23 protein-coding genes are annotated in these 22,735 nt (G+C 75.8%); 10 read left to right on the top strand and 13 right to left on the bottom strand.

The window, feature by feature from the left end; all coding sequences use genetic code 11:
- Positions 1 to 110: 110 nt before the first annotated feature.
- The 6 genes from ACI79I_RS12740 to ACI79I_RS12715 form a co-directional block, all read right to left on the bottom strand.
- The gene (locus tag ACI79I_RS12740; RefSeq protein WP_456992703.1) at positions 111 to 2,405 is read right to left on the bottom strand and encodes a heavy metal translocating P-type ATPase; all 2,295 of its coding nucleotides are present in this window, start codon (positions 2,403 to 2,405) and stop codon (positions 111 to 113) included.
- A gap of 9 nt (positions 2,406 to 2,414) precedes the next feature.
- The gene (locus ACI79I_RS12735; protein WP_456992702.1) at positions 2,415 to 3,335 is read right to left on the bottom strand and encodes a hypothetical protein; all 921 of its coding nucleotides are present in this window, start codon (positions 3,333 to 3,335) and stop codon (positions 2,415 to 2,417) included.
- A 43-nt stretch (positions 3,336 to 3,378) separates the two neighbouring features.
- Positions 3,379 to 3,588 (bottom strand): heavy-metal-associated domain-containing protein, encoded by a 210-nt coding sequence (locus tag ACI79I_RS12730; protein WP_456992701.1) that lies wholly within the window; start codon positions 3,586 to 3,588, stop codon positions 3,379 to 3,381.
- 23 nt (positions 3,589 to 3,611) lie between these two features.
- The gene (locus ACI79I_RS12725; RefSeq protein WP_456992700.1) at positions 3,612 to 3,905 is read right to left on the bottom strand and encodes a metal-sensitive transcriptional regulator; all 294 of its coding nucleotides are present in this window, start codon (positions 3,903 to 3,905) and stop codon (positions 3,612 to 3,614) included.
- 78 nt (positions 3,906 to 3,983) lie between these two features.
- Positions 3,984 to 4,358, bottom strand: a complete 375-nt coding sequence (locus ACI79I_RS12720; RefSeq protein ID WP_456992699.1) for a helix-turn-helix domain-containing protein — start codon at positions 4,356 to 4,358, stop codon at positions 3,984 to 3,986.
- 74 nt (positions 4,359 to 4,432) lie between these two features.
- Complete coding sequence (locus ACI79I_RS12715; RefSeq protein ID WP_456992698.1) at positions 4,433 to 4,930, bottom strand: Hsp20/alpha crystallin family protein; 498 nt, start codon at positions 4,928 to 4,930, stop codon at positions 4,433 to 4,435.
- A gap of 266 nt (positions 4,931 to 5,196) precedes the next feature.
- On the opposite strand from ACI79I_RS12715, the gene ACI79I_RS12710 reads away from it, so the two are divergent.
- The 5 genes from ACI79I_RS12710 (at position 5,197) to ACI79I_RS12690 (ending at position 8,291) form a co-directional block, all read left to right on the top strand.
- On the top strand, positions 5,197 to 5,547 hold the full coding sequence (locus ACI79I_RS12710) for an STAS domain-containing protein (protein WP_456992697.1): 351 nt from the start codon (positions 5,197 to 5,199) through the stop codon (positions 5,545 to 5,547).
- Positions 5,548 to 5,597: 50 nt separating this feature from the next.
- Positions 5,598 to 6,884 carry a YibE/F family protein gene (locus ACI79I_RS12705; protein WP_456992696.1) on the top strand — a complete coding sequence of 429 codons (1,287 nt, stop codon included), beginning with the start codon at positions 5,598 to 5,600 and terminating at the stop codon, positions 6,882 to 6,884.
- Between the two features lie 14 nt (positions 6,885 to 6,898).
- Positions 6,899 to 7,519: a class I SAM-dependent methyltransferase gene (locus tag ACI79I_RS12700; protein ID WP_456943990.1), complete on the top strand. Its 621-nt coding sequence runs from the start codon at positions 6,899 to 6,901 to the stop codon at positions 7,517 to 7,519.
- Entirely contained in the window at positions 7,509 to 7,841 is a 333-nt protein-coding gene (locus tag ACI79I_RS12695; RefSeq protein ID WP_456992695.1) for a TraR/DksA family transcriptional regulator, read from the top strand. Before ACI79I_RS12700 ends, ACI79I_RS12695 begins: the two co-directional genes overlap by 11 nt.
- Before the next feature lie 69 nt (positions 7,842 to 7,910).
- Entirely contained in the window at positions 7,911 to 8,291 is a 381-nt protein-coding gene (locus ACI79I_RS12690) for a nuclear transport factor 2 family protein (protein ID WP_456992694.1), read from the top strand.
- 68 nt (positions 8,292 to 8,359) lie between these two features.
- On the opposite strand, the gene ACI79I_RS12685 is transcribed toward ACI79I_RS12690, so the two are convergent.
- From ACI79I_RS12685 to ACI79I_RS12665, 5 genes are read right to left on the bottom strand one after another with little or no spacing between them, the layout of a single operon-like run.
- Positions 8,360 to 9,319 carry a glycosyltransferase family 2 protein gene (locus ACI79I_RS12685; protein ID WP_456992693.1) on the bottom strand — a complete coding sequence of 320 codons (960 nt, stop codon included), beginning with the start codon at positions 9,317 to 9,319 and terminating at the stop codon, positions 8,360 to 8,362.
- On the bottom strand, positions 9,316 to 10,188 hold the full coding sequence (locus tag ACI79I_RS12680; RefSeq protein ID WP_456992692.1) for a glycosyltransferase family 2 protein: 873 nt from the start codon (positions 10,186 to 10,188) through the stop codon (positions 9,316 to 9,318). Before ACI79I_RS12680 ends, ACI79I_RS12685 begins: the two co-directional genes overlap by 4 nt.
- Complete coding sequence (locus ACI79I_RS12675) at positions 10,185 to 11,231, bottom strand: prenyltransferase (protein WP_456992691.1); 1,047 nt, start codon at positions 11,229 to 11,231, stop codon at positions 10,185 to 10,187. Before ACI79I_RS12675 ends, ACI79I_RS12680 begins: the two co-directional genes overlap by 4 nt.
- Before the next feature lie 40 nt (positions 11,232 to 11,271).
- Positions 11,272 to 12,030 (bottom strand): class I SAM-dependent methyltransferase, encoded by a 759-nt coding sequence (locus ACI79I_RS12670; protein ID WP_456992690.1) that lies wholly within the window; start codon positions 12,028 to 12,030, stop codon positions 11,272 to 11,274.
- Positions 12,024 to 13,304 (bottom strand): glycosyltransferase family 4 protein, encoded by a 1,281-nt coding sequence (locus tag ACI79I_RS12665; protein WP_456992689.1) that lies wholly within the window; start codon positions 13,302 to 13,304, stop codon positions 12,024 to 12,026. Before ACI79I_RS12665 ends, ACI79I_RS12670 begins: the two co-directional genes overlap by 7 nt.
- 87 nt (positions 13,305 to 13,391) lie before the next feature.
- On the opposite strand from ACI79I_RS12665, the gene ACI79I_RS12660 reads away from it, so the two are divergent.
- The 3 genes from ACI79I_RS12660 to ACI79I_RS12650 all read left to right on the top strand — a co-directional run bounded on the left by ACI79I_RS12660 (position 13,392) and on the right by ACI79I_RS12650 (position 15,688).
- Positions 13,392 to 13,685: a Dabb family protein gene (locus ACI79I_RS12660; RefSeq protein ID WP_456943982.1), complete on the top strand. Its 294-nt coding sequence runs from the start codon at positions 13,392 to 13,394 to the stop codon at positions 13,683 to 13,685.
- 43 nt (positions 13,686 to 13,728) lie between these two features.
- Positions 13,729 to 14,487: a hypothetical protein gene (locus ACI79I_RS12655; protein WP_456992688.1), complete on the top strand. Its 759-nt coding sequence runs from the start codon at positions 13,729 to 13,731 to the stop codon at positions 14,485 to 14,487.
- A gap of 118 nt (positions 14,488 to 14,605) precedes the next feature.
- The gene (locus ACI79I_RS12650; RefSeq protein ID WP_456992687.1) at positions 14,606 to 15,688 is read left to right on the top strand and encodes a DUF4192 domain-containing protein; all 1,083 of its coding nucleotides are present in this window, start codon (positions 14,606 to 14,608) and stop codon (positions 15,686 to 15,688) included.
- Between the two features lie 6 nt (positions 15,689 to 15,694).
- On the opposite strand, the gene ACI79I_RS12645 is transcribed toward ACI79I_RS12650, so the two are convergent.
- Positions 15,695 to 17,797: a S9 family peptidase gene (locus tag ACI79I_RS12645; protein ID WP_456992686.1), complete on the bottom strand. Its 2,103-nt coding sequence runs from the start codon at positions 17,795 to 17,797 to the stop codon at positions 15,695 to 15,697.
- Positions 17,798 to 17,914: 117 nt separating this feature from the next.
- On the bottom strand, positions 17,915 to 18,622 hold the full coding sequence (locus ACI79I_RS12640; protein ID WP_456992685.1) for a metal-dependent transcriptional regulator: 708 nt from the start codon (positions 18,620 to 18,622) through the stop codon (positions 17,915 to 17,917).
- Positions 18,623 to 18,790: 168 nt separating this feature from the next.
- On the opposite strand from ACI79I_RS12640, the gene ACI79I_RS12635 reads away from it, so the two are divergent.
- Entirely contained in the window at positions 18,791 to 19,972 is a 1,182-nt protein-coding gene (locus tag ACI79I_RS12635; RefSeq protein ID WP_456992684.1) for an acetoin utilization protein AcuC, read from the top strand.
- Complete coding sequence (locus ACI79I_RS12630; RefSeq protein ID WP_456992683.1) at positions 19,965 to 22,715, top strand: bifunctional acetate--CoA ligase family protein/GNAT family N-acetyltransferase; 2,751 nt, start codon at positions 19,965 to 19,967, stop codon at positions 22,713 to 22,715. The genes ACI79I_RS12635 and ACI79I_RS12630 overlap by 8 nt, the downstream gene beginning before the upstream one ends.
- Positions 22,716 to 22,735: the final 20 nt, after the last annotated feature.

The following is a 22,735-nucleotide window of genomic DNA, read 5'->3' as shown; positions in this document are numbered from 1 at the left end:
TCCTCGCCGGCTGGTGCGGCCGGACCTCGTGCTCTGCGTACCCGGGGCAGGCAGAGCACGAGCCTGCCTGGGGACGGGTCTCAGGCGGCGAGCCTGCCCGGGGACGGGGCTCAGGCGGCCCGGACCGCTGCCCGGCGTCCGGCCGGGACGGCGGTGGTCGCGGCGGCGTTGCCCGGCAGCGGGGTGAACCGGCGCAGCCGCAGGCTGTTGGTCACCACGAACACCGAGCTCAGCGCCATCGCGGCGCCGGCGATCATCGGGTTGAGCAACCCCGCCGCGGCCAGCGGCAGCGCCGCGACGTTGTAGGCGAACGCCCAGAACAGGTTGCCCCTGATCGTGGCCAGCGTGCGGCGGGAGAGCCGGATGGCGTCGGCGGCCGCGCGCAGGTCGCCGCGCACCAGGGTGAGGTCCGAGGCCTGGATCGCCACGTCGGTGCCGGTGCCCATGGCCAGGCCGAGGTCGGCCGCGGCGAGGGCCGCGGCGTCGTTCACCCCGTCACCGACCATGGCCACGACCCGGCCCTCGGCCTGCAGGCGGCGGACGACGGCCACCTTGTCCTGCGGCAGCACCTCGGCGACGACCTCGTCGATCCCGACCTCCGCGGCGACCGACCGGGCCACCGCCTCGTTGTCGCCGGTCAGCAGGATCGGCCGCAGCCCCAGGTCGCGCAGCTGGGCGATCGCCTCCGCGGAGGTCTCCTTGACCGCGTCGGCGACCACGAGGACACCGCGGGCGGCGCCGTCCCAGGCGACCAGGACCGCCGTCCACCCCTCCGCCTCGGCCGCGGCGCGCGCCGTCTCCAGCGAGCCGGGGACGGGCACGGACTCCTCCGCCAGCAGGCGGGGGCGCCCGACGAGCACCGCGGTGCCGTCGACGACGCCGCGCACGCCGAGCCCCTCGACGTTGGCGAACTGCTCGACCGGCCGCAGCGGACCGGTGCGCTCGGCGGCGGCCGCCGCGACGGCGCGGGCGATCGGGTGCTCCGATCCCGACTCCAGCGCGCCGGCCAGGGCGAGCACCCGGCCGGCGTCCTCGCCCGCGGCGGGGACCACGTCGCGCAGGGTCATCCGGCCGGTCGTGACCGTGCCGGTCTTGTCCAGGACGACGGTGTCGACGGCGCGGGTGGACTCCAGCACCTCCGGCCCCTTGATCAGGATGCCCAGCTGCGCGCCGCGGCCGGTGCCGACCATGAGCGCGGTCGGCGTGGCCAGCCCCAGGGCGCACGGGCAGGCGATGATCAGCACCGCGACCGCGGCGGTGAACGCGGCCGCGAGGCCGGCGCCGGCGCCGATCCAGAAGCCGAGGGTCGCCACCGCCAGCGCCAGCACGATCGGGACGAAGACCCCCGACACCCGGTCGGCCAGGCGCTGCACCTCGGCCTTGCCGTTCTGTGCCTCCTCGACCAGCCGGGCCATCTGGGCCAGCTGGGTCTCCGCACCGATCCGGGTGGCCCGCACGACCAGCCGGCCACCGGCGTTGACCGTGGCGCCGACGACGGCGTCGCCGGGACCCACCTCGACCGGGACGGACTCGCCGGTGAGCATCGAGGCGTCGACCGCCGAGGCGCCCTCGGTCACCTCACCGTCGGCGGCGATCTTCTCCCCGGGCCGGACGACGAACTCGTCGCCCACGGCGAGCTGGTCCACCGGCACCCGGCGCTCGACGCCGCCGCGCAGCACCGAGACCTCCTTGGCGCCGAGCTCGAGCAGCGCGCGCAGCGCCGCGCCGGCCCGCCGCTTGGAGCGGGCCTCGGCGTAGCGCCCGGCCAGCAGGAAGGTGGTGACCCCGGCGGCGGCCTCCAGGTAGATGTTCGCCCCGCCGTCCCCGCGGGAGACGGTCAGCTCGAACGGGTGCGTCATGCCCGGCTCGCCGGCGCTGCCCAGGAACAGCGCGTACAGCGACCACAGGAACGCCGCGCCGGTGCCCAGGGAGACGAGCGTGTCCATCGTGGCGGCGCCGTGGCGCAGGTTGGTCCAGGCGGCGCGGTGGAACGGCAGCCCGCCCCACACCACCACGGGCGCGGCGAGGGTCAGCGAGAGCCACTGCCAGTACTCGAACTGCAGCGCGGGGACCATCGCCATGGCGACCACCGGCACGGTGAGCAGCGTGGCGACCACCAGCCGGGTGCGCAGGGGGCGCACGGGGTCGTCGTCGGGCTCCTCGGGCTGGGCCTCGGGACGGGGCAGCGTCGCGGAGTAGCCGGTCTTCTCCACCGTGGCGATCAGGTCGGCCGGGGTGATCTCGCCCCCGTAGCTGACCCTCGCCTTCTCCGTGGCGTAGTTGACCGTCGCGGTCACACCGTCGAGCTTGTTGAGCTTCTTCTCGATGCGGGCGGCGCACGAGGCGCAGGTCATGCCGCCGATGGCGAGCTCGAGCTCGCCGTCCGGGGGCCGGGTGGTGGTCACGGGGACTCCTCAGGCGCCGTGGCCGTGGCCGGCCGGCGCGTCGGGGGTGGCGGCCGCCCCGCCGGGCTCGACCCGGACGGTGAAGGCGGCGGTGTGCACGGTGTCGTCGTGCCGGAAGTCGAGGAACAACCGGTAGGTGCCGGCGGACGGCGCGGTCGCGGCGAACCCGACGTGCGGGCCCGGGGCCGGGGTGGTGCCGTCGTCGGGCTCCAGCGGGTGGACGTGCAGGTAGCCCAGGTCGCCGTCGCGCAGCGCGACGAGGTGGCCGTAGGCGCCCAGGTGGGGCTGCAGGTCGGTGACCGGCCGGCCGTCCCGGCTGACGCTGAAGGTCAGCTCGGACTCCGCGCCGGCGGCGAGGTCGCCGGTCAGGACCACGGTGTAGCCGTCCACCCCGGTGACCGGCGCCGGGTCCGGCACCGGCTGCGGCTGGACGTGGCCGGCGACCTCGACGTCGGCGCCGAGGGTGAGGTCCTCCCCGAGCGCGGCGGGGGTGGTGTCGGCGACCACCCGCCAGCTCCCCGGGGTCAGGGTCAGGGGCGCCCGCCAGGTGCCGTCCGCGTCGAGCTCGGGGTGCACGTGCTGGTACCCGCTGAGGTCGCGGCGGACGGCGACCAGGTGCAGGTCCTCCTCGTGCTCCTCGGTGTAGTCGAGCACGGGGGCGCCGTCGGGGCCGAGGACCCGGAACGCGAGGGTCGCCGCCCCGGCGGGGAGCTGCTCGTCGAGCACGTCGAGGACGTACCCCGACTCGGCCACGGAGAGACCGCCGACGGCCTCGGTGGCCTCCGCGGCCGCGGCGGTCCCCGGGGACGCGGTGGTGCCGTGCGGTGCCGGGGCGCCGATCGGGCCGACCGCGGCGCCCACGCCGACCGCAGCGGCGAAGACGGCGCCCAGGCCCGCGGTGACCGCGGCCAGCTTCGCCGGCGTGTTCATGGCGTTCCTCTCGCGGGGGACGGGCGGGTGCGCGGCGCCGGGGTCAGCTGCCGGCGACCTCGTAGCCGGCCTCCTCGACGGCGGCCCGGACGGCCTGCTGGTCGACCGGCTCGCTGCTGGTGACGGTCAGCCCGCCGGTGGCCAGGTCGACGTCGACCGCGGTCACGCCGGGGACGGCGGAGACCTCCTCGGTGACGGCGCTGACGCAGTGGCCGCAGGTCATGCCGACGACGGTGTAGGTGGCGGTGCTCACGGGGGTTCCTTCCGGGGGGAGTGTCAGGAGCGGACGAGGCGGGCGATCGCCTCGGAGGCCTCGCGGACCTTCTCGTCGGCCTCGCGGCCGCCGGCCTGCGCCGCCTGGACGACGCAGTGCGCCATGTGCTCCTCGAGCAGGCCGAGGGCGACCGACTGCAGCGCCTTCGTCATGGCCGAGACCTGCGTGAGGATGTCGATGCAGTACTTCTCGTCCTCGACCATGCGCTGCAGGCCACGGGCCTGACCCTCGATGCGGCGCAGCCGCTTGAGGTAGTCGTCCTTGCGGTGGATGTAGCCGTGTGGCGCGCTGTCCACGCTGTTCCTCCAGGCGGCTCGGGAGCTCTCGCCGAGGAACTATACCCCCCTAGGGTTCCACGCGGGCGATGACGCCGGTCACGCCTCGCGGTCGGGTGCGTCGGTGCGCGCGCGCAGCCGGTCGACGGTCCGCTGCAGCCGCTCGGTGTCGGCCCGGGCGTCGGCGAGCTCGTCCTGCAGGCCGAGGATGACCTCGGCGGAGGCCAGGGTGTGGCCGTCGTCGAGCAGCCCCCGCAGTCGCGCGGCCAGGCTCAGCTGGTGCCGGGAGTACCGCCGGTGCCCGCCGGGGGAGCGGTGCGGCTGCAGCACCCCCGAGGCGTCGAGGCTGCGCAGGAACGCCGCCTGCACGCCGAGCAGGGCCGCGGCCTGGCTCATCGTCAGGGCGGGGTAGTCCGGGTCGTCGAGGCGCCGCAGCGCGTCGTCCCCCGGCGTACCGCCTGTCGGGTCGGCCATGGCGGTCCTCCTCGTTGCGGGAAAGGCCAGGGGCCGGGTCCGCGCGGACCCGGCCCCTGGGGGATGGCCGGCGATCAGCTCTCGACGGCCTTCGACTGCGACGCCTCGCCCTCGATGGTGCGCCCCTCGACGGCGGTGGGCGTGTCGGCACGGGTCACCGTGATCTTGCGCGCCCGGGCCTTCTCGGCGACCGGGATGCTCACGGTGAGCACGCCGTCGTGGTAGCTGGCCTCCAGCCGGTCGGTGTCCAGGCTCCGGCCGAGCACCAGCTGGCGGGTGTAGCTGCCGTACGGCCGCTCGGCCACCGCCCACTCGGCGTTCTCCAGCTGCGGGACCGAGCGCTCGGCGGTCACCGTCAGGGTGTTGCCCTCGACCGACAGGTCGATCGAGCCGGGGTCGACGCCGGGCAGGTCGAAGTGGGCGACGAAGTTGTCGCCGACCCGGTAGGCGTCCATCGGCATGCCCGACAGCGGGCGGGCGGTCAGCGAGCCCGTGCGGCCGGTCAGCTGGTCCAACGCGCGGAAGGCGGCGTTGGTGGCGGCGAACGGGTCGTAGGCGGTCAGCATCGCCATGGCTGTGCAACCTCCTGTGTCGTTCTGGTGTGTTCGCTGCCCGAGGTGAACCTCTAGTGGCAACTGGAGATTACCTCGATCAGACATCGGTGTAAACGTCCAGCCGTGAGATTTGTTCCGGTGGGTCGAGGGAGAGCGCCCCCGCCGCACGAGGCCGCGCGTGAACACCGGTGGCGTGGGGCAGTGCACCTCGTGTGGACGACACGACCGACCCCCGAGCGCAGGGGGATCCCGAGCAGCTGGGAGGCGGCGACACGGGGGCGGGGGTGAGGACCGCGCTCGACGGTGAGGTCGCGACCATCACCGTCACCGGGGAGCTGACCGAGCAGGCGCGGCGGCCCCTGGTCCGGACGATGACCGACCTGCTCCTCGCCGAGTCCTCCCTGCGCCGGGTGCGCCTGGACACCCGCGCGGTCACCTACCTCAACTCCGCCGGCATGGTGGTCCTGGTGCAGCTGCAGAAGCTCGGCCAGCCGCGCGGGGTGGAGGTGGTGCTGGTGGAGCCGCCGTCGGCAGTGGCCCGGCCGCTGCAGCTGTCCGGGCTGTGGCTGCGCTTCCCGGTGGAGGAGCAGGCCGTCGAGGACGACCGCGTCGACCGGGAGGGCGGCGGGGCGTGAGCCCCGGTGTCGGGGACCGCGCGCCGGAGGGCAGCTCCTAGCCTGGCCAGGTGCCGCCGAGCCACCCCCACAGCCACGGTCCCGACCCGGACGCGCCGCCGCCCAGCCCGGAGGTCCTCACCCGCCGGCGCCGCGCGGTCTGGCTCATGCTGCTGCTCCTCGTGCCGGTCGGGCTGGCCACCGTGATCGGCCTGGTCGCGCTCTGGCCCTCCGGCGAGCCGACGCGCGCCCAGCAGGCCGCCGAGCTCTACCTGCCGCCCGGGACCACCTACCCGCAGGCCCAGGTCTCCTCCGTCGAGCCGGTCGACTGCTCGCTGCCCGGCGGCGAGGGCCAGCCGGCCCAGCAGCTGACCTGCGCCACCGTGGTCGTCGAGGTGCTCGAGGGTGACGGGGCCGGGGAGTTCGTGCAGATCGACGTCCCCGCAGAGGTGTACGCCGCCGGGATCGAGGTGGGCGACGGCCTCGTGCTGACGCGGGACGCCGCGGCCGAGGGCGGGGCGCAGTACGCCTTCTTCGACTACGACCGCGACGTCCCCATCGTCGTCCTGACCCTGGCCTTCGCCGTCGTCGTGGCGCTGGTCGCCCGGCTGCGTGGGGTGGCGGCGCTGGTCGGGCTGGCGTTCGCCTTCTTCGTCCTGCTGCAGTTCGTGCTGCCCGGCCTGCTGGCCGACCGGTCACCGATCCTGATCAGCCTCGTGGGGTCGGCGGCGATCATGTTCGTCGTCCTGTACCTGGCGCACGGTTTCTCCGCCCGGACGACGACCGCTCTGGTCGGCACCCTGTTCGGCCTCGCGCTGGTGGCCGTCCTCGGGGCGGTCTCCGTCGCGACGGCCCGCCTGACCGGGCTGACCAGCGAGGAGACCACCACGCTGCTGCAGTACGACCCCACGCTGGACTTCTCGGGCCTCGTCCTCGCCGGCGTGGTCGTCGCCGGGCTCGGCGTGCTCAACGACGTCACCATCACGCAGGCCTCGGCGATCTGGCAGCTGCACGAGGTCGACCCGGAGATGAGCTGGCGGGAGCTCTACCGCCGCGGGATGGCGGTGGGCCGCGACCACATCGCCTCAACCGTCTACACCATCGTCTTCGCCTACGCGGGGGCCGCGCTGCCGCTGCTGCTGCTCTTCGAGCTCTACGCCCAGCCGTGGGACGTCGTCCTCACCAGCTCCGCGCTGGCCGAGGAGGTCATCCGCACCCTCGTCGGTGCCATCGCGCTGGTCCTCGCCGTCCCGGTGACCACGGCGGCCGGCGCGTTCTTCGCCAAGGCGGCCGGCACCGAGGCCGGCGCGGCGACCGATCGGCGGATGACCGCCCTGCGCGCCCGGTTCGCCCGGTGAGCGAGGCTGGCCCCGTGACCGCCGACCTGTTGACCGCTGCCCGCGCCGCGCCCGGCTTCATGCCCGACGACGAGGGGACGGCGCTCTACGAGGCCGCCCGCGCGGTCGCCGTCCCGGGCCCGCTGCTGGAGGTGGGCAGCTGGATGGGGAAGTCGGCCCTGTACCTCGCCGCGGCCGCCCGTGAGACCGGGCGGCAGGTGGTCACCGTCGACCACCACCGCGGGTCCGAGGAGCACCAGCCGGGCTGGGAGTACCACGACCCGTCCCTCGTCGACCCCGCCGTCGGTCTGGTCGACACCCTGCCGCGGTTCCGCCGCACCATCGCCGACGCCGGGGCCGAGGACGTCGTCATCGCCGTCGTCGCCCGCTCGGAGGTCCTCGCCCCGCTGTGGTCGACCCCGCTGGCCCTGCTGTTCCTGGACGGGAGCCACACCGAGGAGTCCGCCCGCCGCGACCAGGACGCGTGGGTGGCCAAGCTGGCGGTCGGCGGCACGCTGGCCATCCACGACGTCTTCCCCGACCCGGCCGACGGCGGCCAGGCTCCCTACGGGGTGTACCGCCGGGTGCTCGCGTCGGGCGGGTTCACCGAGCTGCCGGGTACCGGCTCGCTGCGGGTGCTGCGCCGTGAGCGCTGAGGACGCACTGGTCGCCGAGCGGGCGGCCGTCCTCGCCCAGATCGCGTCGCTGACCGGCGAGTTCGACGCGGTCGTCGCGGCGTCGCAGGCGTCCAACGCCGACGACGAGCACGACCCGGAGGGCGCGACGATCGCCTTCGAGCGGCAGCAGGTCGCCGCGCTGCTGGCCTCGGCCCGGCAGCGGCTGGCCGACGTGGACGCCGCGCTGGCCCGCCGCGACGCCGGCACCTACGGCGTCTGCGAGCGCTGCGGGCGGCCGATCGCCCCCGAGCGGCTGGCCGCCCGGCCGGCCGCGCGCACCTGCATCGACTGCGCCCGCTGAGCCCTCCCGCGGAGGCGTCCCGGGTGGGAGGGTGAGAACGCGACGGGGCCGTCTGCGAGGAGCAGGGCGATGACCGACCAGGTCCTGGACCGGACCGCGGAGACGACGCTCGCCGTGGTGCAGCGCCTCCTCGACGCCTTCGGGCGCGCGGACGTCGACGCGATCATGGCGGAGATGTCCGACGACGTGGTCTTCGAGTCGACCGCGCCTCCCGACGGCCGCCGCCACCGCGGGCAGGCCGACGTGCGCCGGGTGTGGGAGCAGTTGTTCGCCACCCCCGGCGCCCGCTTCGTGACCGAGGCCGTCCTGCCGCACGGGGAGCGAGCCGTCGCGCTGTGGCGCTACTCGTGGGGGACCGACGCGGCCGGCGCCGGGCACGTGCGTGGCGTGGACGTGATGACCGTCCGGAGCGGCAAGGTCGTGGAAAAGCTCTCCTACGTCAAGGGCTGACGGGGTATCGGAAGCGACACCCACGTCCCGGCATCCGCGACGACGGTGTCGCTCCCGATACCGCCGGGTCAGCTCACGTACCTCCGGGCGGTCGAGGTGCGCTGGGCGTGCTCCAGGGCGGCGAAGCGGGCCTCGGCGTGCGCCGGCAGCACCCGCCGCTCGCGCAGCACCCAGGGCAGGCCGCGCAGTGCGTCGAGGACCCCGAGCAGGCTCAGCCGGTCCCGCGGGACGGTCCGCAGCAGGTGCGTGGTGCGGCGCACCGCCGGGCGCACCGGGCGGCGCAGCCACGTCGTCCAGAGGGTGTTGCGGATGCCGTCGCGGCGGCGCTTGTGCGGGTCCCGGGCGGTGCTGGCCTGGTGGTGGACGGTCAGCTCGGGCAGGTAGCACAGCTCCCAGCCGGCGGCGGCCAGGTCGCCGGCCATGAGCTCCTCCTCGCCGCCCAGCCACAGCCGCTCGGAGAACCCGCCGACCTCGTCGAACGCCTCCCGCCGCAGCACCGAGGCCCCCGCCAGGAAGGAGCCCAGCGCCGGGCCCGGCAGCCAGTCGGCGCCGCGCACGGGGGAGTCGCGCAGCTCGGGGACGATCGGGTCCTCCCGCCCGCCCGGCTCGACGAGGATCCGCGCGGTCACCACCGCCAGCCGCGGGTGCGCGTCGAGGACGTCGGCCGCGGTGCGCAGCGAGCCGGGATCCCACCACGTGTCGTCGTCGCAGAAGGCCACGTAGGGGGTGTCCACCCGGGCCACGCCCACGTTGCGGCCGACCGCACCGAGGTTCTCCGGGCTGGCGACCAGCTCCACCTCCGGGAAGCGCTCGGCGACCGCCGCCGCCGTCCCGTCGGTCGAGCCGTTGTCCACCACGACGACGTGCGGCTGCTCCGGCAGGGCGCGCAGCCGGGACAGTGCGACCAGCACCTCGTCGCGGCGCTGGTGGGTGATGACGACGACGGCGACCCGCCCGTCGGGATGGCCCTCCTGCAGGGTCCCGCCGCGAGCGTGCGAGTGGTGGAGGGCAGGAGGGTCCTCTCTCACGCGGCGTCCCGGGCGAGCAGCCGGACGTCGGCCCACACCCGGCCGGGTACCCGCCGGCGGGCGCGCAGCGCGGCCGGGACGTCGGGCACCGCGCGCAGCAGCCCGCGCACCCCGGGCCGGCCGGCGCGCACGGCGGAGGCGAGCAGCCCCGGCAGTGCGCGGACGGGGTGGCGCATCAGGGCGGTGAGCACGCGGCTGCGCCAGATGGCCGCCTGCCGCCGGTCGGGGGCGTCCCGCCGGGGTGAGGGGTGGTGGTGGATGGTCACCTCGTCGACGTAGGCCAGGCCCCACCCGGCGGCGGCCAGGTCGAGGGCGACCCGCTCCTCCTCGCCGGGGAAGCGCACCACCGCGTCGAACCCGCCGACCGCCGCGAAGGCCTCGGTGCGCACCAGCGCCGCGCAGGCGACGAAGCCCAGCAGCGAGGGGCCGGGCAGGTCGGGGGCGGTGCCCAGGGGGCTGTCGGCCATCTCGGCACAGACCGGGTCGAGCCGATCCTCGGGGCCGACCAGGATCCGGGCGTTGAGCAGCGCCAGCCGCGGGTGCGCCCGCATGACCTCCACCGCACGGGCGAGGTCGCCGGGCGCCCACCAGGAGTCGTCGTCGGCGAACGCGACGAACGGCGTCCCCGCGTGCTCGGCACCGACGGTGCGGGCCCGGGCCCCGACGTTGCGCTCCAGCTGCAGCACCGTCACCTCGGGGTGTGCCGCGCGGACGGCCTGCACGGTGTCGTCGGTGGACGCGTTGTCGACCAGCACCACCGGGGCCTCGTGCCGGGGCAGGGACGCGAGCAGGTCCTCGCGGCGGTTGCGGCTGGCCACCACGACGGTGACCGGGGGCTCGGGTCGGGCGGAGGTGTCGGTCGAGGTCACAGGCCCCCCGTGCCCGCGCCTCCCGTCAGCCAATCCACGGGGGCGGGTGATCCTCCCGTCCCGGCGGCCGGCAGCGCGCCGGGATCGGTGAACAGGCCCGACGCCGGGCCGGCTCCCGAGAGCGCGTCCGCGGCGAGGACCACGGCGGCCGCCGTCCAGGTGGTGCGCTCCACCGGCCAGCGGGCGTCGTCGGGGTAGACGAAGCCGGTCCAGTACGAGCCGTCGTCGTGTCGCAGGTGCTGCATGGCGGCGACCTGCTCCAGGGCCGCGTCGGTCCGCCCGGTGGCGGCCAGGGCGAGCGCGAGCTCGCAGGTCTCCGCGCCGGTCACCCACGGGTGGTCGGCGACGCACCGCACCCCGAGCCCGGGGACGACGAACCGGTCCCAGCCGGCGGCCAGTCGCTCGGCGGCCGCGGACCCGGTGACGGCGCCCGCCAGCACGGGGTAGTACCAGTCCATCGAGTAGCGGGAGCGGTCGGCGAAGGCCGTGGGCCGGCCGCGCAGGGCCGTGCCCAGGTCGTCGGCCGCCAGCTCCCAGTCCGGCTGGGGTTCCCCGGCCAGCCCGGCCAGCGCCACCCCGCAGCGCAGCGCCTGGAACAGGCTGGCGCTGCCGGTGAGCAGGGCGGTGTCGTCCGGCGTGCCGTCGGGCCGCAGCGCCCAGCTGACCGCGCCGCCGGGCAGCTGCATGCGGGTGACCAGGTCCAGGCCCCGCCGCACGACCGGCCACAGCTCCGCGACCAGCTCCTCGTCGCCGCTGCACAGCCAGCTGTGCCAGAGCCCGACGGCCAGGTAACCGGCGTGGTTGCTCTCCACCGCGGGCAGCGTCTCTGCGCCGGCGCGGTACTCGGCCGCCCAGGACCCGTCCGGCCGCTGCCGGGCGGCCAGCCAGCGGTAGGCGGCGCGGGCGCGGTCGTGCCGGCCGCCGACGTCGAGGGCCATCGCGGCCTCGACGGAGTCCCACGGGTCGAGCTGGCCGCCGCGGAACCAGGGCAGCGCGCCGTCGCCGTCCTGCTCGGCCGCGATCGCCGCGACCGTCGCGCGCACCTGCTCCCCGCTGAGCACCCCCGGCAGCTCGGGCAGCAGCTCAGACAGCGGTTCGCTCCCGCTCCGGCTCGGCCTCCGGCACCGCCGTGGCGGCGGGCTTGTCGGCGTAGACCACGAGGCTCTTGCCGACGACCGGGTCCAGCAGCCGCTCGGCGGTGCGGGTCAGCCACGGTCGGTGGGTGAGGTCCCAGACCAGCAGCCGGTGGTAGGCGCGGACGGCGACGGTGTCGCGCTCCACGCCGACCGCGCACTTGAGCCACCAGAACGGTGCGTGCAGCGCGTGCGCGTGGTGCTGCCCGCCGGGCACCAGGCCCGCGGCGGCGAGCCGGGTGCGCAGGACGTCCCCGCGGTAGATGCGGACGTGCCCGCCCTCGTTGGCGTGGTAGGCGTCGGACAGCGCCCAGCAGACGCGCTCGGGTCCGTACCGCGGGACGGTGACGGCCACCCGGCCCCCGGGCCTGAGCACGCGGGCGATCTCGGCCAGCGCGGCCCGGTCGTCGGGGATGTGCTCGAGCACCTCGGCAGCGATCACCCGGTCCACGCTCGCGTCGGGCACCGGCAGCGCCAGCAGGTCGCCGCGGACCACCTCGTAGCGGGCGCCGTCCGGGGCCTCCCCGGCCTCGGCGATCGCGCCCAGCCAGCGCTTGGTCGTCTCCACCTCGGCGACGCCCCGGTCGAGGGCCACCACCCGCGCGCCGCGGCGGTAGGCCTCGAAGGCGTGCCGGCCCTCGCCGCAGCCCAGGTCGAGGACGGTCGTCCCCGGCCGGACGTCGAGGCGGTCGTAGTCGACGGTCAGCACGCGGGCTCCTCGGCGCCGGTCCTCGCGGCCGCCCCCCGCCGGTCGAGCACCTCGGCGTACCAGTCCGCCGTCCGCTCGGCGGTGGACCGCCAGGTGTAGGTGGCGAGCACGCGGCGGCGGCCGGCCCGGCCGAGCTGCTCACCGAGGGACGGCGAGTCGAGGACCAGGCGCAGGGCGGCGGTGAGCTCCGCGACGTCCCCGGCGCGTACCCGCAGCCCGGCCTTGCTGCCCACCACCTCCGGCAGCGCCCCGGCGTCGGTGGTCACCAGCGGGGTGCCGCACGCCATGGCCTCGATCGCCGGCAGCGAGAAGCCCTCGTACAGCGACGGGACGGCGACCACGGCGGCGCCCTGCAACAGGCCGACCAGGTCCGGTTCGGGCAGCGGGCCGGTGAAGCGGACGGCGCCGCGCAGCCCGAGCCGGTCCAGCGCCGCCTCGGCCGGTCCGCCCGGGCGCGCCGAGCCGACGACGGTCAGCCGCACCGGGCGCTCGGCCCGCAGCGCGGCCACCGCCTCCAGCAGGTGCACCAGGCCCTTGAGCGGGACGTCGGCGCTGGTCGTGACGACGATCGAGTCCCGGTCGCGCGGGTGGCCGGGCGGGGGAGGCGTGAAGACGTCGGGGTCGATGCCCACCGGGATGACCTCGATCCCGGCCGCGGGGACGCCCAGGTGGGTCTCGATGTCGCGCCGGGAGTTCTCCGACACCGTGGTGACCGCGTCCAGCCGGGGCGCCACGCGGGCCTGCATGGCGGTGAACGCGTACCAGCGGCGCAGCGTGAGCCGGCGGCGCAGGCTCGGGGCGGCGGCGAGCTCGAGCTCGCGGTCGATGGCCACCGGGTGGTGGACCGTCGCGACGGTCGGCACACCCGCGCGGACCAGGCGCAGCAGGCCCAGGCCCAGGCTCTGGTTGTCGTGGACCACGTCGAACTCGGCGGCGCGGGGCAGCAGCAGCCGGGCCGCCCGCAGGCTGAAGGTCAGCGGCTCGGGGAAGCCCGCGGTGCACATCAGCGCCCACTCGGTGACGTCGACCCAGTCGCGGAACTCGCCCGGTCGCGGCGTCCGGAACGGGTCGGGCTCGCGGTAGAGGTCCAGGCTCGGCACCCGGGTCAGCGGGACCCCGTCGTCGAGCTCGGGATAGGGCTGGCCGCTGAAGACCGTGACCTGGTGGCCGAGCTCGGTGAGCTCACGGGAGAGGGCCCGGACGTAGACGCCCTGACCACCGCTGTGCGGCTTGCTCCGGTAGGACAGCAGTGCGATGCGCAGCGACCGTCCCATGGTCGGCGACTCTAACCGGCGGCCGTGACCGGCCAGTTCCCGAACCCGGCCTGCGGCCGAGCCCGCCGGGCTGACAGGGTGACGGCCATGCTGCGCCACGTCGTGCTGTTCACCTGGTCCGACGACGCCGACGAGGAGCGCCGGGCGGCCACGCTCGCCGCGCTCCGCCGGTTGCCCGAGGAGGTCGGCGGGATGACCGCCTTCGCCGTCGGCCCGGACGCCGGCCTGCGCGAGGGGAACGCGCACACCGCGCTGGTCGCCGACTTCCCCGACGCCGAGGCGTGGCGGCGCTACGCGGAACACCCCGTGCACCTGCAGGTGATCGCCGACCACGTCGCCCCGTACCTGGCCTCGCGGACGGCCGCCCAGTACGAGGTCTGAGGCGTCGCTGCGGGGTCCACCGGCCGCGGTTACGTTCGCGGGCATGACTGCGTGCTCGAGCAACCGCCCGGCCCGGCTGGTCTCCGTCCTCACGGCCGGGGTCGCCGCCGGTGCGGTGCTGTCCGGCTGTGCGGAGGACGGCGGCGGGCAGGAGGCGGCCGCGACCGGGACCTCCACCTCGGCGACGGCGTCGTCGTCCGCCGGGGCCGGCACCGACCTCACGCCGGGGCTGCTGCCGGCCGAGGCGTTCGGTGCCGACGCCCAGGTCACGCCGGTGACCGAGCAGCAGCTGGCGCAGGGGGCCACGGCGGCGACCGGCTCCATGGCGGGTGCGCAGATCACCCCGGAGGCGTGCGCCGCGGCGGTCAGGGGCACCCAGCCGCAGGTCGACCAGTTCGACGACCTCGCCGCGCAGGTCGCCGTCCGCGGGACGACGACCACCGTGGAGCTGCTCTCCCTCGGGGGCCCGGTGGACGACGCGGTGTCGCAGCTCACCGAGCAGATCGCGGACTGCCCCGAGGCGCAGGTCAGCTCGCCCGAGATCGGCACGGCGACGATCACCTTCACCGAGATCGACGTGCCCGACGTCGGCGACGACGCGGCCGGGGTCTCGTTCACCACGGTCGCCACCACGCCCGGCGGCGCGCAGGTCACGGTGCCCTCGCTCATCGGCCTGGTGCGCGACGGCGACCGGCTGGTCACCCTCGTCGCCACCGACCCCCAGGGCGGCCCCCTCGACGAGGCGGCGTTCACCGCGCTCCTCCAGCAGGCCCACGACGTGCAGGCCGAGCAGCTGGACTGAGGGAGGACGCCGGCACGACCCACCGACGTCGGGACACCGCCTGTCCACAGCGGGCAGCGCCGTCCACAGACCGGCCTGACCGGTCCCGGTGGTCCCCGCGCGCGGCGAGGGTCGCCCCATGGACGAACCCCTGCGCCCCGCGGTGCGCATCTCCGACACCGGCGAGCTCGCCGCCGCCCTGCCCGCGCTGATCGGGTTCCACCCGCACGAGTCGGTCCTGCTCGTGGCCCTGGGCGGCCCGGCCGGAGGCCGGGTGGGGCTCACCGTGCGCGCCGACCTGCCCGGGCGCGCGGCCTCGCCGGCCGTCGCCCGGGCGCTGACCGGCAGCGTCGCCACCGACGAGCCCACCGGCGTCGTGATCGCGGTGGTCTCCGAGGCGCCCGACGACGCCGAACCCCTCCCCGGGCAGCCGGACGGCGAGGTGGTGGCCGGCCTGCCGCACCGCGACGTCGTGCACGAGCTGGTCGTCGCCCTGGCCGACCGGGGGATCCCGGTCCGCGACGCGCTGCTGGTCCGGTGCGGCCGGTGGTGGTCCTACGACTGCCCCCACCCCTGCTGCGCCCCTGACGGCGGGACGCCGCTGCCGGCGGGGGTGACCGAGCTCGAGGTCGCCTCCGTGGCCAGCGGCGTCGTCGTGGAGCCCGACCGGGCGGCCCTCGAGGCGCGGATCGCCTCCGTGGACGGCCCGGCCCTCGCGGCCATGGAGGAGCTCGCCTGGCGGGTCGGTGACCGGCACGCGCGTGCGGCGCTCGCCGACCGGGACGCCGAGGCCCGCCGCTGCTGGGACACGGTGGTCGGCGTGCTGGGCCGCTGCCGGCCGGGAGCCGCCGACCGCCTCGGCGACCGGGACGTCGCGCGGGTGCTGTGGGCGCTGGCCGACATCCGCGTCCGCGACCGGGCACTCACCTTCGCCCTGGGGGACGACGCCGCGGCGGCAGAGGCGCTGTGGACCGAGTGCACCCGCCGGGCGCCCGCTCCGCTCGACGCCGCGCCGGCCACGTTGCTCGCGGTCAGCGCGTGGCTGCGCGGCGACGGTGCACTGGCCAACGTCGCACTCGAGCGGGCGCTGGCCAGCCGGCCCACCTACACGTTCGCCCAGCTGCTCGCCCAGGGCCTGGCCGCCTGCCTCCCCCCGGGCGACCTGCGGGCGATGATCACCGCGACGGCGGCCGAGCCGGACGAGGTCTGGGCCGCCGGGTGAGCGGCCTCAGAGCAGCTCGGGCCGCTGCCACTCCGCCCCCAGCACATGCTCGCCGAGGAAGGTCAGCACGGTCTCGTACCAGACCTGCGCGTTCCCCGGGGTCAGGACCCAGTGGTTCTCGTCCGGGAAGTACAGGAACTTCGACGGGACGCCGCGCTTCTGCAGGTCGTACCAGAGCCGCAGCGCCTCGCCGATCGGCACCCGGTAGTCGCGGTCGCCGTGGATGACGAGCATCGGGGTGCGGATGGCGTCGGCGAAGCGGTGCGGCGAGTTCTGCTCGTACCGCTTGGGCTGCTGCAGCGGGTCGCCCCACTCCTTCTCCCAGTAGTACGCGGCGTCGGTCGTGCCGGTGAACGAGTCGATGTCCCACAGGCTGGCGTGCGTGACGATCGCCCGGAAGCGGTCGGTCTGGGTGGCGATCCAGTTGGCCATGTAGCCGCCGAAGGAGCCGCCCATCGCCGCGGTGCGCGACGCGTCGATCTCCGGTCGCTGCTCGGCGGCGTCGACGGCGGCCATGAGGTCGGTGTAGGGCGCCTCGCCCCACGCGCCCCAGCCCCGCCGGACGAAGTCCTGCCCGAACCCCTGCGACAGCGCCGGGTTCGGCAGCAGGACGGCGTAGCCGCGAGCGGCCATGACCCAGGGGCACCACCGCCAGGACCACGAGTTCCAGCTCATCAGCGGCCCGCCGTGGACCCACAGCAGCAGCGGCGCGGGGTCCTGCCTCGAGGCGCCCTCGGGGAGCACCAGCCAGGACTGCACGCGGGTGCCGTCGGCCGCGGTGGCCTCCACCTCGTGCAGGGTGCCGGGCAGGGCGTCGAGCGTGCCGGGGGAGGGCAGCGGGTCCGGGTGCTGGCCGGTGGCCTCCGGGTCCAGGCGCACCGCCGCGGGCGGCTCGTCGTAGGCCGAGCGCAGCGCGTAGAGGGCGCTGCCGTCGCGGGCCACCTGCAGGTCGCTGTAGGCGCCGTCGGTGGTCAGCCGCACCGGCGTCCCACCCTCGACCGGGACACGGAACACCGCGTGCCGCCCGTCGTCGTCGGCCAGGAAGTACACCGCCCGGCCGTCGGCGCCGAACTGGGGAGCGCTCGGCCAGCGGTCGAAGCCGGGGGTGAGCTCCCGGGACGCGCCGGTCGCGACGTCGACGTGCAGGAGTGTGTAGTCCGGCGGCTCCTCGTAGGTCGACGTGGCCTCCCGCGTGCACACCAGCGCGCTGCCGTCGGGGGAGAACCGCGGGGAGTGGACGTCGGCCAGCGGGTCGTCGACGAGGACGCGCGTCTCCCCGTTCGCGGTGTCCAGGACGACGAGCCGGTCGCGGCGGCCGGCCGGACCGTCCGGCACGGTCTCGGTGCGCGCCAGCAGCCGGCCGTCGGGGGAGAGCGCCGGGGCGTCGCCGGCTCCGTCGGGCGGGACGACGTGCGGGGTCAGGTCGCGCAGCTCGACCCGTTCGGCGGCGGTGCCGGCGGGGGCCTCGGCGGGCAGGCGACCGGCCCAGAACAGGTGCGGTGTCGCGGGCCCCAGGTCGCTGTCCCAGTACCGCACCGGATAGGCCTCGTGCAGGATCGCGGTGACCCCCGCCTCCTTGCGCTGCTTGCGCCGGGCGGCGTCGGCCTCGGCGTCCCCGGCACCGGGCATCGACGAGGCCACCACGACCACGTCCCCGCTGTCGGCGGCGACCGCCACGCCCCCGATCCCGCCCGGGTGGGCGAGCACCTGCCGTGCCTCCCCGCCACCGGCCGGCAGACTCCACAGGGCCGGGGTCGGGTCCTCGCCGTTCGGCTTGGCCTCCGGGTCGGGGCGCGCGGAGGTGAACAGCAGCGAGCCGTCGGGGGCCCACGCGGGCGCCGACTCGCCGGGTGCGCTGCGCGTCAGCCGGCGGGCCGGGCGGCGGCCGTCGGGGTCGACCTCCCACAGGGCCGTCTGCCACTTCGTGCGTTCGGGGTCGAGCGTCTGCACCGCGATCGCCAGGCGCCGGCCGTCGGGCGACAGCGCCAGGCCGGTGACCCGCGGCAGCGCGACGAAGGCGGACAGGTCGGCGAACGGCGACACCGGGGCGTCGGGCGGACCGGCGTCGGCCGGTCCGGGCTGGTCTGCAGCGGCAGGAGGCTGACTCACGCGGCGGGCCCTCTCTCGTCCTCCGGGCCCCGGACGTGCGACGGGGCCGGTCGGGCCCACCGTAGTGAGCGCGACCGGCCCCGCGGTCCGCGGACCGGTCGCCCGGTCGGCCGCCGCTCAGAGGCGGGGAGCCGCCTCGGCGGGGGTCAGCTCCTCGTCGAGGGCGCTGACGAACACGTGCTGGGCCACCCCGGCCGGCAGCACGTACCCGTCGAGGCTGACCGATCCCGAGACGAGCTGGGCCGTCCCCTTGGCGCCCGGGCGCACCCCCTGGTCGGCCAGCGCGCGCATGAGGTCGGAGTGCTCCTGCAGCTGCTCGCTGATCCGCTTGATCTCCACCGGGCGCCCCTCGGGCGTGGCGGTGGTCGACAGCAGCGTCAGCGAGTCCAGCACCGCGGAGGTCTCGCCACCCAGCGCGTCCAGGCCCGGGATCGGGTTGCCGAACGGCGACACGGTGGGGTTGCCGAGCAGGCTGAGCAGCTTGCGCTCCACCGCCTCGCTCATGACGTGCTCCCAGCGGCACGCCTCCTCGTGGACGTCGGCGTAGTCCAGCCCGATCACGTCGACGAGCAGGCACTCGGCGAGGCGGTGCTTGCGCATGACCGCCGTGGCCAGCTGCCGCCCCTGCTCGGACAGCTGCAGGTGCCGGTCGCCCTCGACCGTCAGCAGCCCGTCGCGCTCCATCCGGGCGACGGTCTGGCTCACCGTCGGGCCGCTCTGGTGCAGTCGCTCCGCGATGCGGGCGCGGAGGGGGACGATCCCCTCCTCCTCCAGCTCGAAGATCGTCCGGAGGTACATCTCGGTGGTGTCGATGAGGTCGTTCACAGGTCTCCTCCGTGGTCACGTCGATGGTACGGGGCGGAGCGCCGTGCGCCGGGTCACGCGGCGCGGCCGGACGGGCACGTCGGCCGGGGTCCGGCGGTAGCGTCGCGCTGGACTCGTCCCGGGGCCGTCCACCGTCGGCCGGTCCCGAGCACGCAGCGAGGAGAGCTGGTGAGTGACTCGGTCGCCGTCGTCTGGGACGACGCGCTGCTCGGCTACACGATGGGCGGGGACCACCCCCTGCACCCGGTCCGGCTGGACCTCACCATGCGGCTGGCCGACTCCCTCGGCGTCCTGGCCACCGACCGGCTGGAGGTGTTGCGCCCGACACCGGCCGACGTCGACCTGCTCACCCTCGTGCACGACCCCGCCTACCTGGAGGCCGTCAAGCGGGCCCCGGCCGACCCCGACATCGGCTTCGGCCTCGGTACGCCGGACAACCCGGTCTTCGAGGGGATGTACGACGCCGCGGCGCTGATCACCGGCGGCAGCGTGCTCGCCGCGGAACAGGTGCACCGCGGCCGGGCGCAGCACGCGGTCAACATCTCCGGCGGCCTGCACCACGCCATGCGCGACCGTGCCTCGGGCTTCTGCGTGTTCAACGACGCGGCGGTGGCGATCGCGTGGCTCCTGGCCCAGGGGCACCAGCGGATCGCCTACGTCGACATCGACGTCCACCACGGCGACGGCGTCCAGGCCGCCTTCTACGACGACCCGCGGGTGCTCACCGTCAGCATCCACCAGACGCCGCTGACCCTGTTCCCGGGCACCGGGTACCCGGAGGAGACCGGCGACCCGGAGCAGGCCCTCGGCAGCGCGGTCAACCTCGCCCTGCCCAACGGCACCGACGACTCCGGCTGGCTGCGGGCCTTCCACGCGGTCGTGCCCAGCGTGCTCAAGGCCTTCCAGCCGGAGATCCTGGTGACCCAGTGCGGCTGCGACGCCCACCACGAGGACCCCCTGGCCGACCTCGCGCTCACCGTCGACGGCCAGCGGGCCAGCTACCGCGCGTTGCACGACCTGGCCCACGAGGTCTGCGACGGCCGCTGGCTGGCACTCGGCGGCGGTGGCTACGGCCTGGTCCGGTGCGTGCCGCGCGCCTGGACCCACCTCATCGCCGAGGCCAGCGGGCACCGGCTGGACCCGGCGACCGAGATCCCGGAGTCCTGGCGGGAGGACGTCGTCCGGCGCGGTCTGCGCGCCCGCCCGCCGACGCACATGACCGAGGGCGGGTACACCGGGTTCTCGCACTGGGACCCCTTCACCGAGTCCCGGGTCGACCGGGCGATCACCCGCACCCGCCGAGCCTCGTTGCCCTACTTCGGCCTGGACCCGGACGACCCCCGTGACTGAGCAGCACACCTCCACCCCGCAGGTCGCCGTCGAGGAGACCCCCGACGGGCGGCCGACAGCCGCGGAGCCCGAGCCCCCCGCCGCGCCGGCGCACTGGGAGGCCGACGTCATCGCCGCCGACGGCGGCACGGTGCACCTGCGCCCGATCCGGCCCAGCGACGCCGAGGGCCTGGTCGGCCTCATGGACCGCAGCTCCGACCAGACCCGCTACTACCGGTTCTTCGGGCCGATGAAGCGGCTGTCGGAGAAGGACCTCCACCGGTTCACCCACGTCGACCACGACTCGCGGGTGGCCTTCGTGCTCGTGCTCGGTGACCAGGTCATCGGGGTCGGCCGGTACGACCGGTACCCCGGCACCGACGACGCCGAGGTCGCCTTCCTCATCGAGGACGCCCACCAGGGCCGCGGCCTGGGCTCGGTGCTGCTGGAGCACCTGGGCGCCGCGGCGCGGGAACGGGGCATCCAGCGGTTCGTGGCCGAGGTGCTGGCGCAGAACAACCGGATGGTGCGGGTCTTCCTCGACGCCGGCTACACCCCGGAGCGCACGTACGAGGAGGGCGTCGTCCACCTCACCTTCCCGATCGCGCCGACCGAGACGGCGCTCGCGGTGCTCTACGAGCGCGAGCAGCGCAGCGAGTCCCGATCGATCGCCCGGCTGCTCACCCCGTCGTCGGTCGCTGTGGTCGGGGCGAGCAACGACGAGGGGAAGCTCGGCCACGCCGTCCTGCGGCACCTGCTCGACTACGGCTTCCGCGGCCCGATCTACCCGGTCAACCCCGGTACCCGGCACGTCCGCGGCGTCCCGGCGTACGCCGACATCGAGTCGATCCCGGACGACGTCGACCTCGCCGTGCTGGCAGTGCCGGCCGACGAGGTGGCCGGCGTCGTGGAGGCGTGCCGGCGCAAGGGCGTCCGCGGGCTGGTGGTGATCTCCGGCGGGTTCGGGGAGTCCGGCCCGGAGGGGCGGCTCGCCGAGCGGCAGCTGGTGGCCTCGGCCCGCGCCTCGGGCATGCGGGTGGTCGGCCCCAACTGCCTGGGGATCGTCAACACCGACCCGGCGGTGCGGTTGAACGCCAGCCTCGCGCCGCGGGTGCCCGGCCGCGGGCGGGTGGGCTTCTTCGCCCAGTCCGGGGCGCTGGGGTCGGCGCTGCTCGAGCAGGCGCGCAGCCGCAACATCGGGCTGTCCAGCTTCGTGTCGGCCGGCAACCGCGCCGACGTGAGCGGCAACGACCTGCTGCAGTTCTGGGCCACCGATCCGGGCACCGAGGTGGTGCTGCTGCACCTGGAGAGCTTCGGCAACCCCCGCAAGTTCGCCCGCCTGGCCCGCCGCGTCGGCCGCGACAAGCCGGTGGTGGCCGTCAAGAGCGGCCGGCACGTGCGGATGACCGAGGGCCTGGCCGGCACGTCGGTCCCGGTGCCGGAGGAGTCGGTGGGGGCGCTGTTCGCGTCGGCCGGGGTCATCCGGGTGCAGACGCTGGCCCAGCTGTTCGACGTCGGCACGCTGCTGGCCCACCAGCCGCTGCCGGCCGGTGACCGCGTCGCCGTCGTCGGCAACTCCACCGCGATGGGCGTGCTCGTCTCCGACGCCGTGCTGGAGGAGGGCATGCGGCTCGCCCGGGAGGCGCCCACCGACATCGGCGCCGGGGGCTCGGCCGAGGAGTTCCGGGCGGCGCTGCAGGAGGCGGTGGACGACCCGGGCGTGGACGCCGTCGTCGCGGTGTTCCTGCCGCCGGTCAGCCGGGGCTCGGCCGAGTTCGGCCGCGCCCTGCTGGAGGTCGCCACGGGGGCCGACAAGCCGATCGTGGCGACCTTCCTGTCGACCGAGGGCATCCCGCCGGAGCTGGCCGTCCCAGGCGAGGACGGGACGCCGGCCCGCTGCTCGGTGCCGTCCTACTCCACGCCGGAGCGGGCGGTGATCTCCCTCGCCAAGGTGGTCGAGTACGCGCGGTGGCGCAGCCGGCCGGTGGGGGAGGTGCCGGAGCTGCCCGGCGTCGACGAGGCGGCGGCCCGGGACCTCGTGGAGCACGCGCTCGCCGACGCGCCCGGAGGTCGCGCGCTCACCGACGAGGAGACCATCGCGTTGCTGGCCGCCTACGGCGTGCCGCTGCTGGGCACCCGCACGGTGAGCGACGCCGAGGCAGCCGTGGCCGCGGCCGAGGAGATCGGCTACCCGGTCGTGCTCAAGTCGACGGCCCCGTGGCTGCGGCACCGGTCCGACCTCGGCGGCGTCCGGCTGGACCTCGGGAACGCCGACGCGGTGCGCACCGCCTTCGCCGCCATCCCCTCCGGCGACCCGGTGATCGTGCAGGAGATGGCCGCGCCCGGGGTGGCGACCGTGGTGGAGGTCGTCGACGACCCGTCGTTCGGCGCGCTGGTCAGCTTCGGCCTGGGCGGCGTCGCCACCGACCTGCTCGGCGACCGTGCCTACCGCACGCTGCCGCTGACCGACCTCGACGCCGCCGAACTGGTCCGGGCGCCGCGGGCCTGGCCGCTGCTGAACGGCTACCGCGGCTCGGAGCCGGTCGACGTCGCGGCCCTGGAGGACCTGCTGCTGCGCGTGGCGCGGCTGGCCGACGACCTCCCCGAGGTGCTGGGCCTGCGCCTGGAGCCGGTGATCGTGGGCCCGGCCAACCCCTGGCACGGCGGTCGGTCGCTGGTGGTCGCCGGCGCGGTCGTCCGGATCGGCCCACCGACGGCCCGGATCGAGCCCGGCCCCCGGCGGATGCGCGTCCCCGGCGTGTGAGGGAGGACCACGCGGGGTGG

Source organism: Geodermatophilus sp. SYSU D01105 (assembly GCF_054050095.1).
The sequence above is the reverse complement of the archived record's forward strand: the minus strand, read 5'-3'. Positions and strand labels throughout refer to the sequence as shown.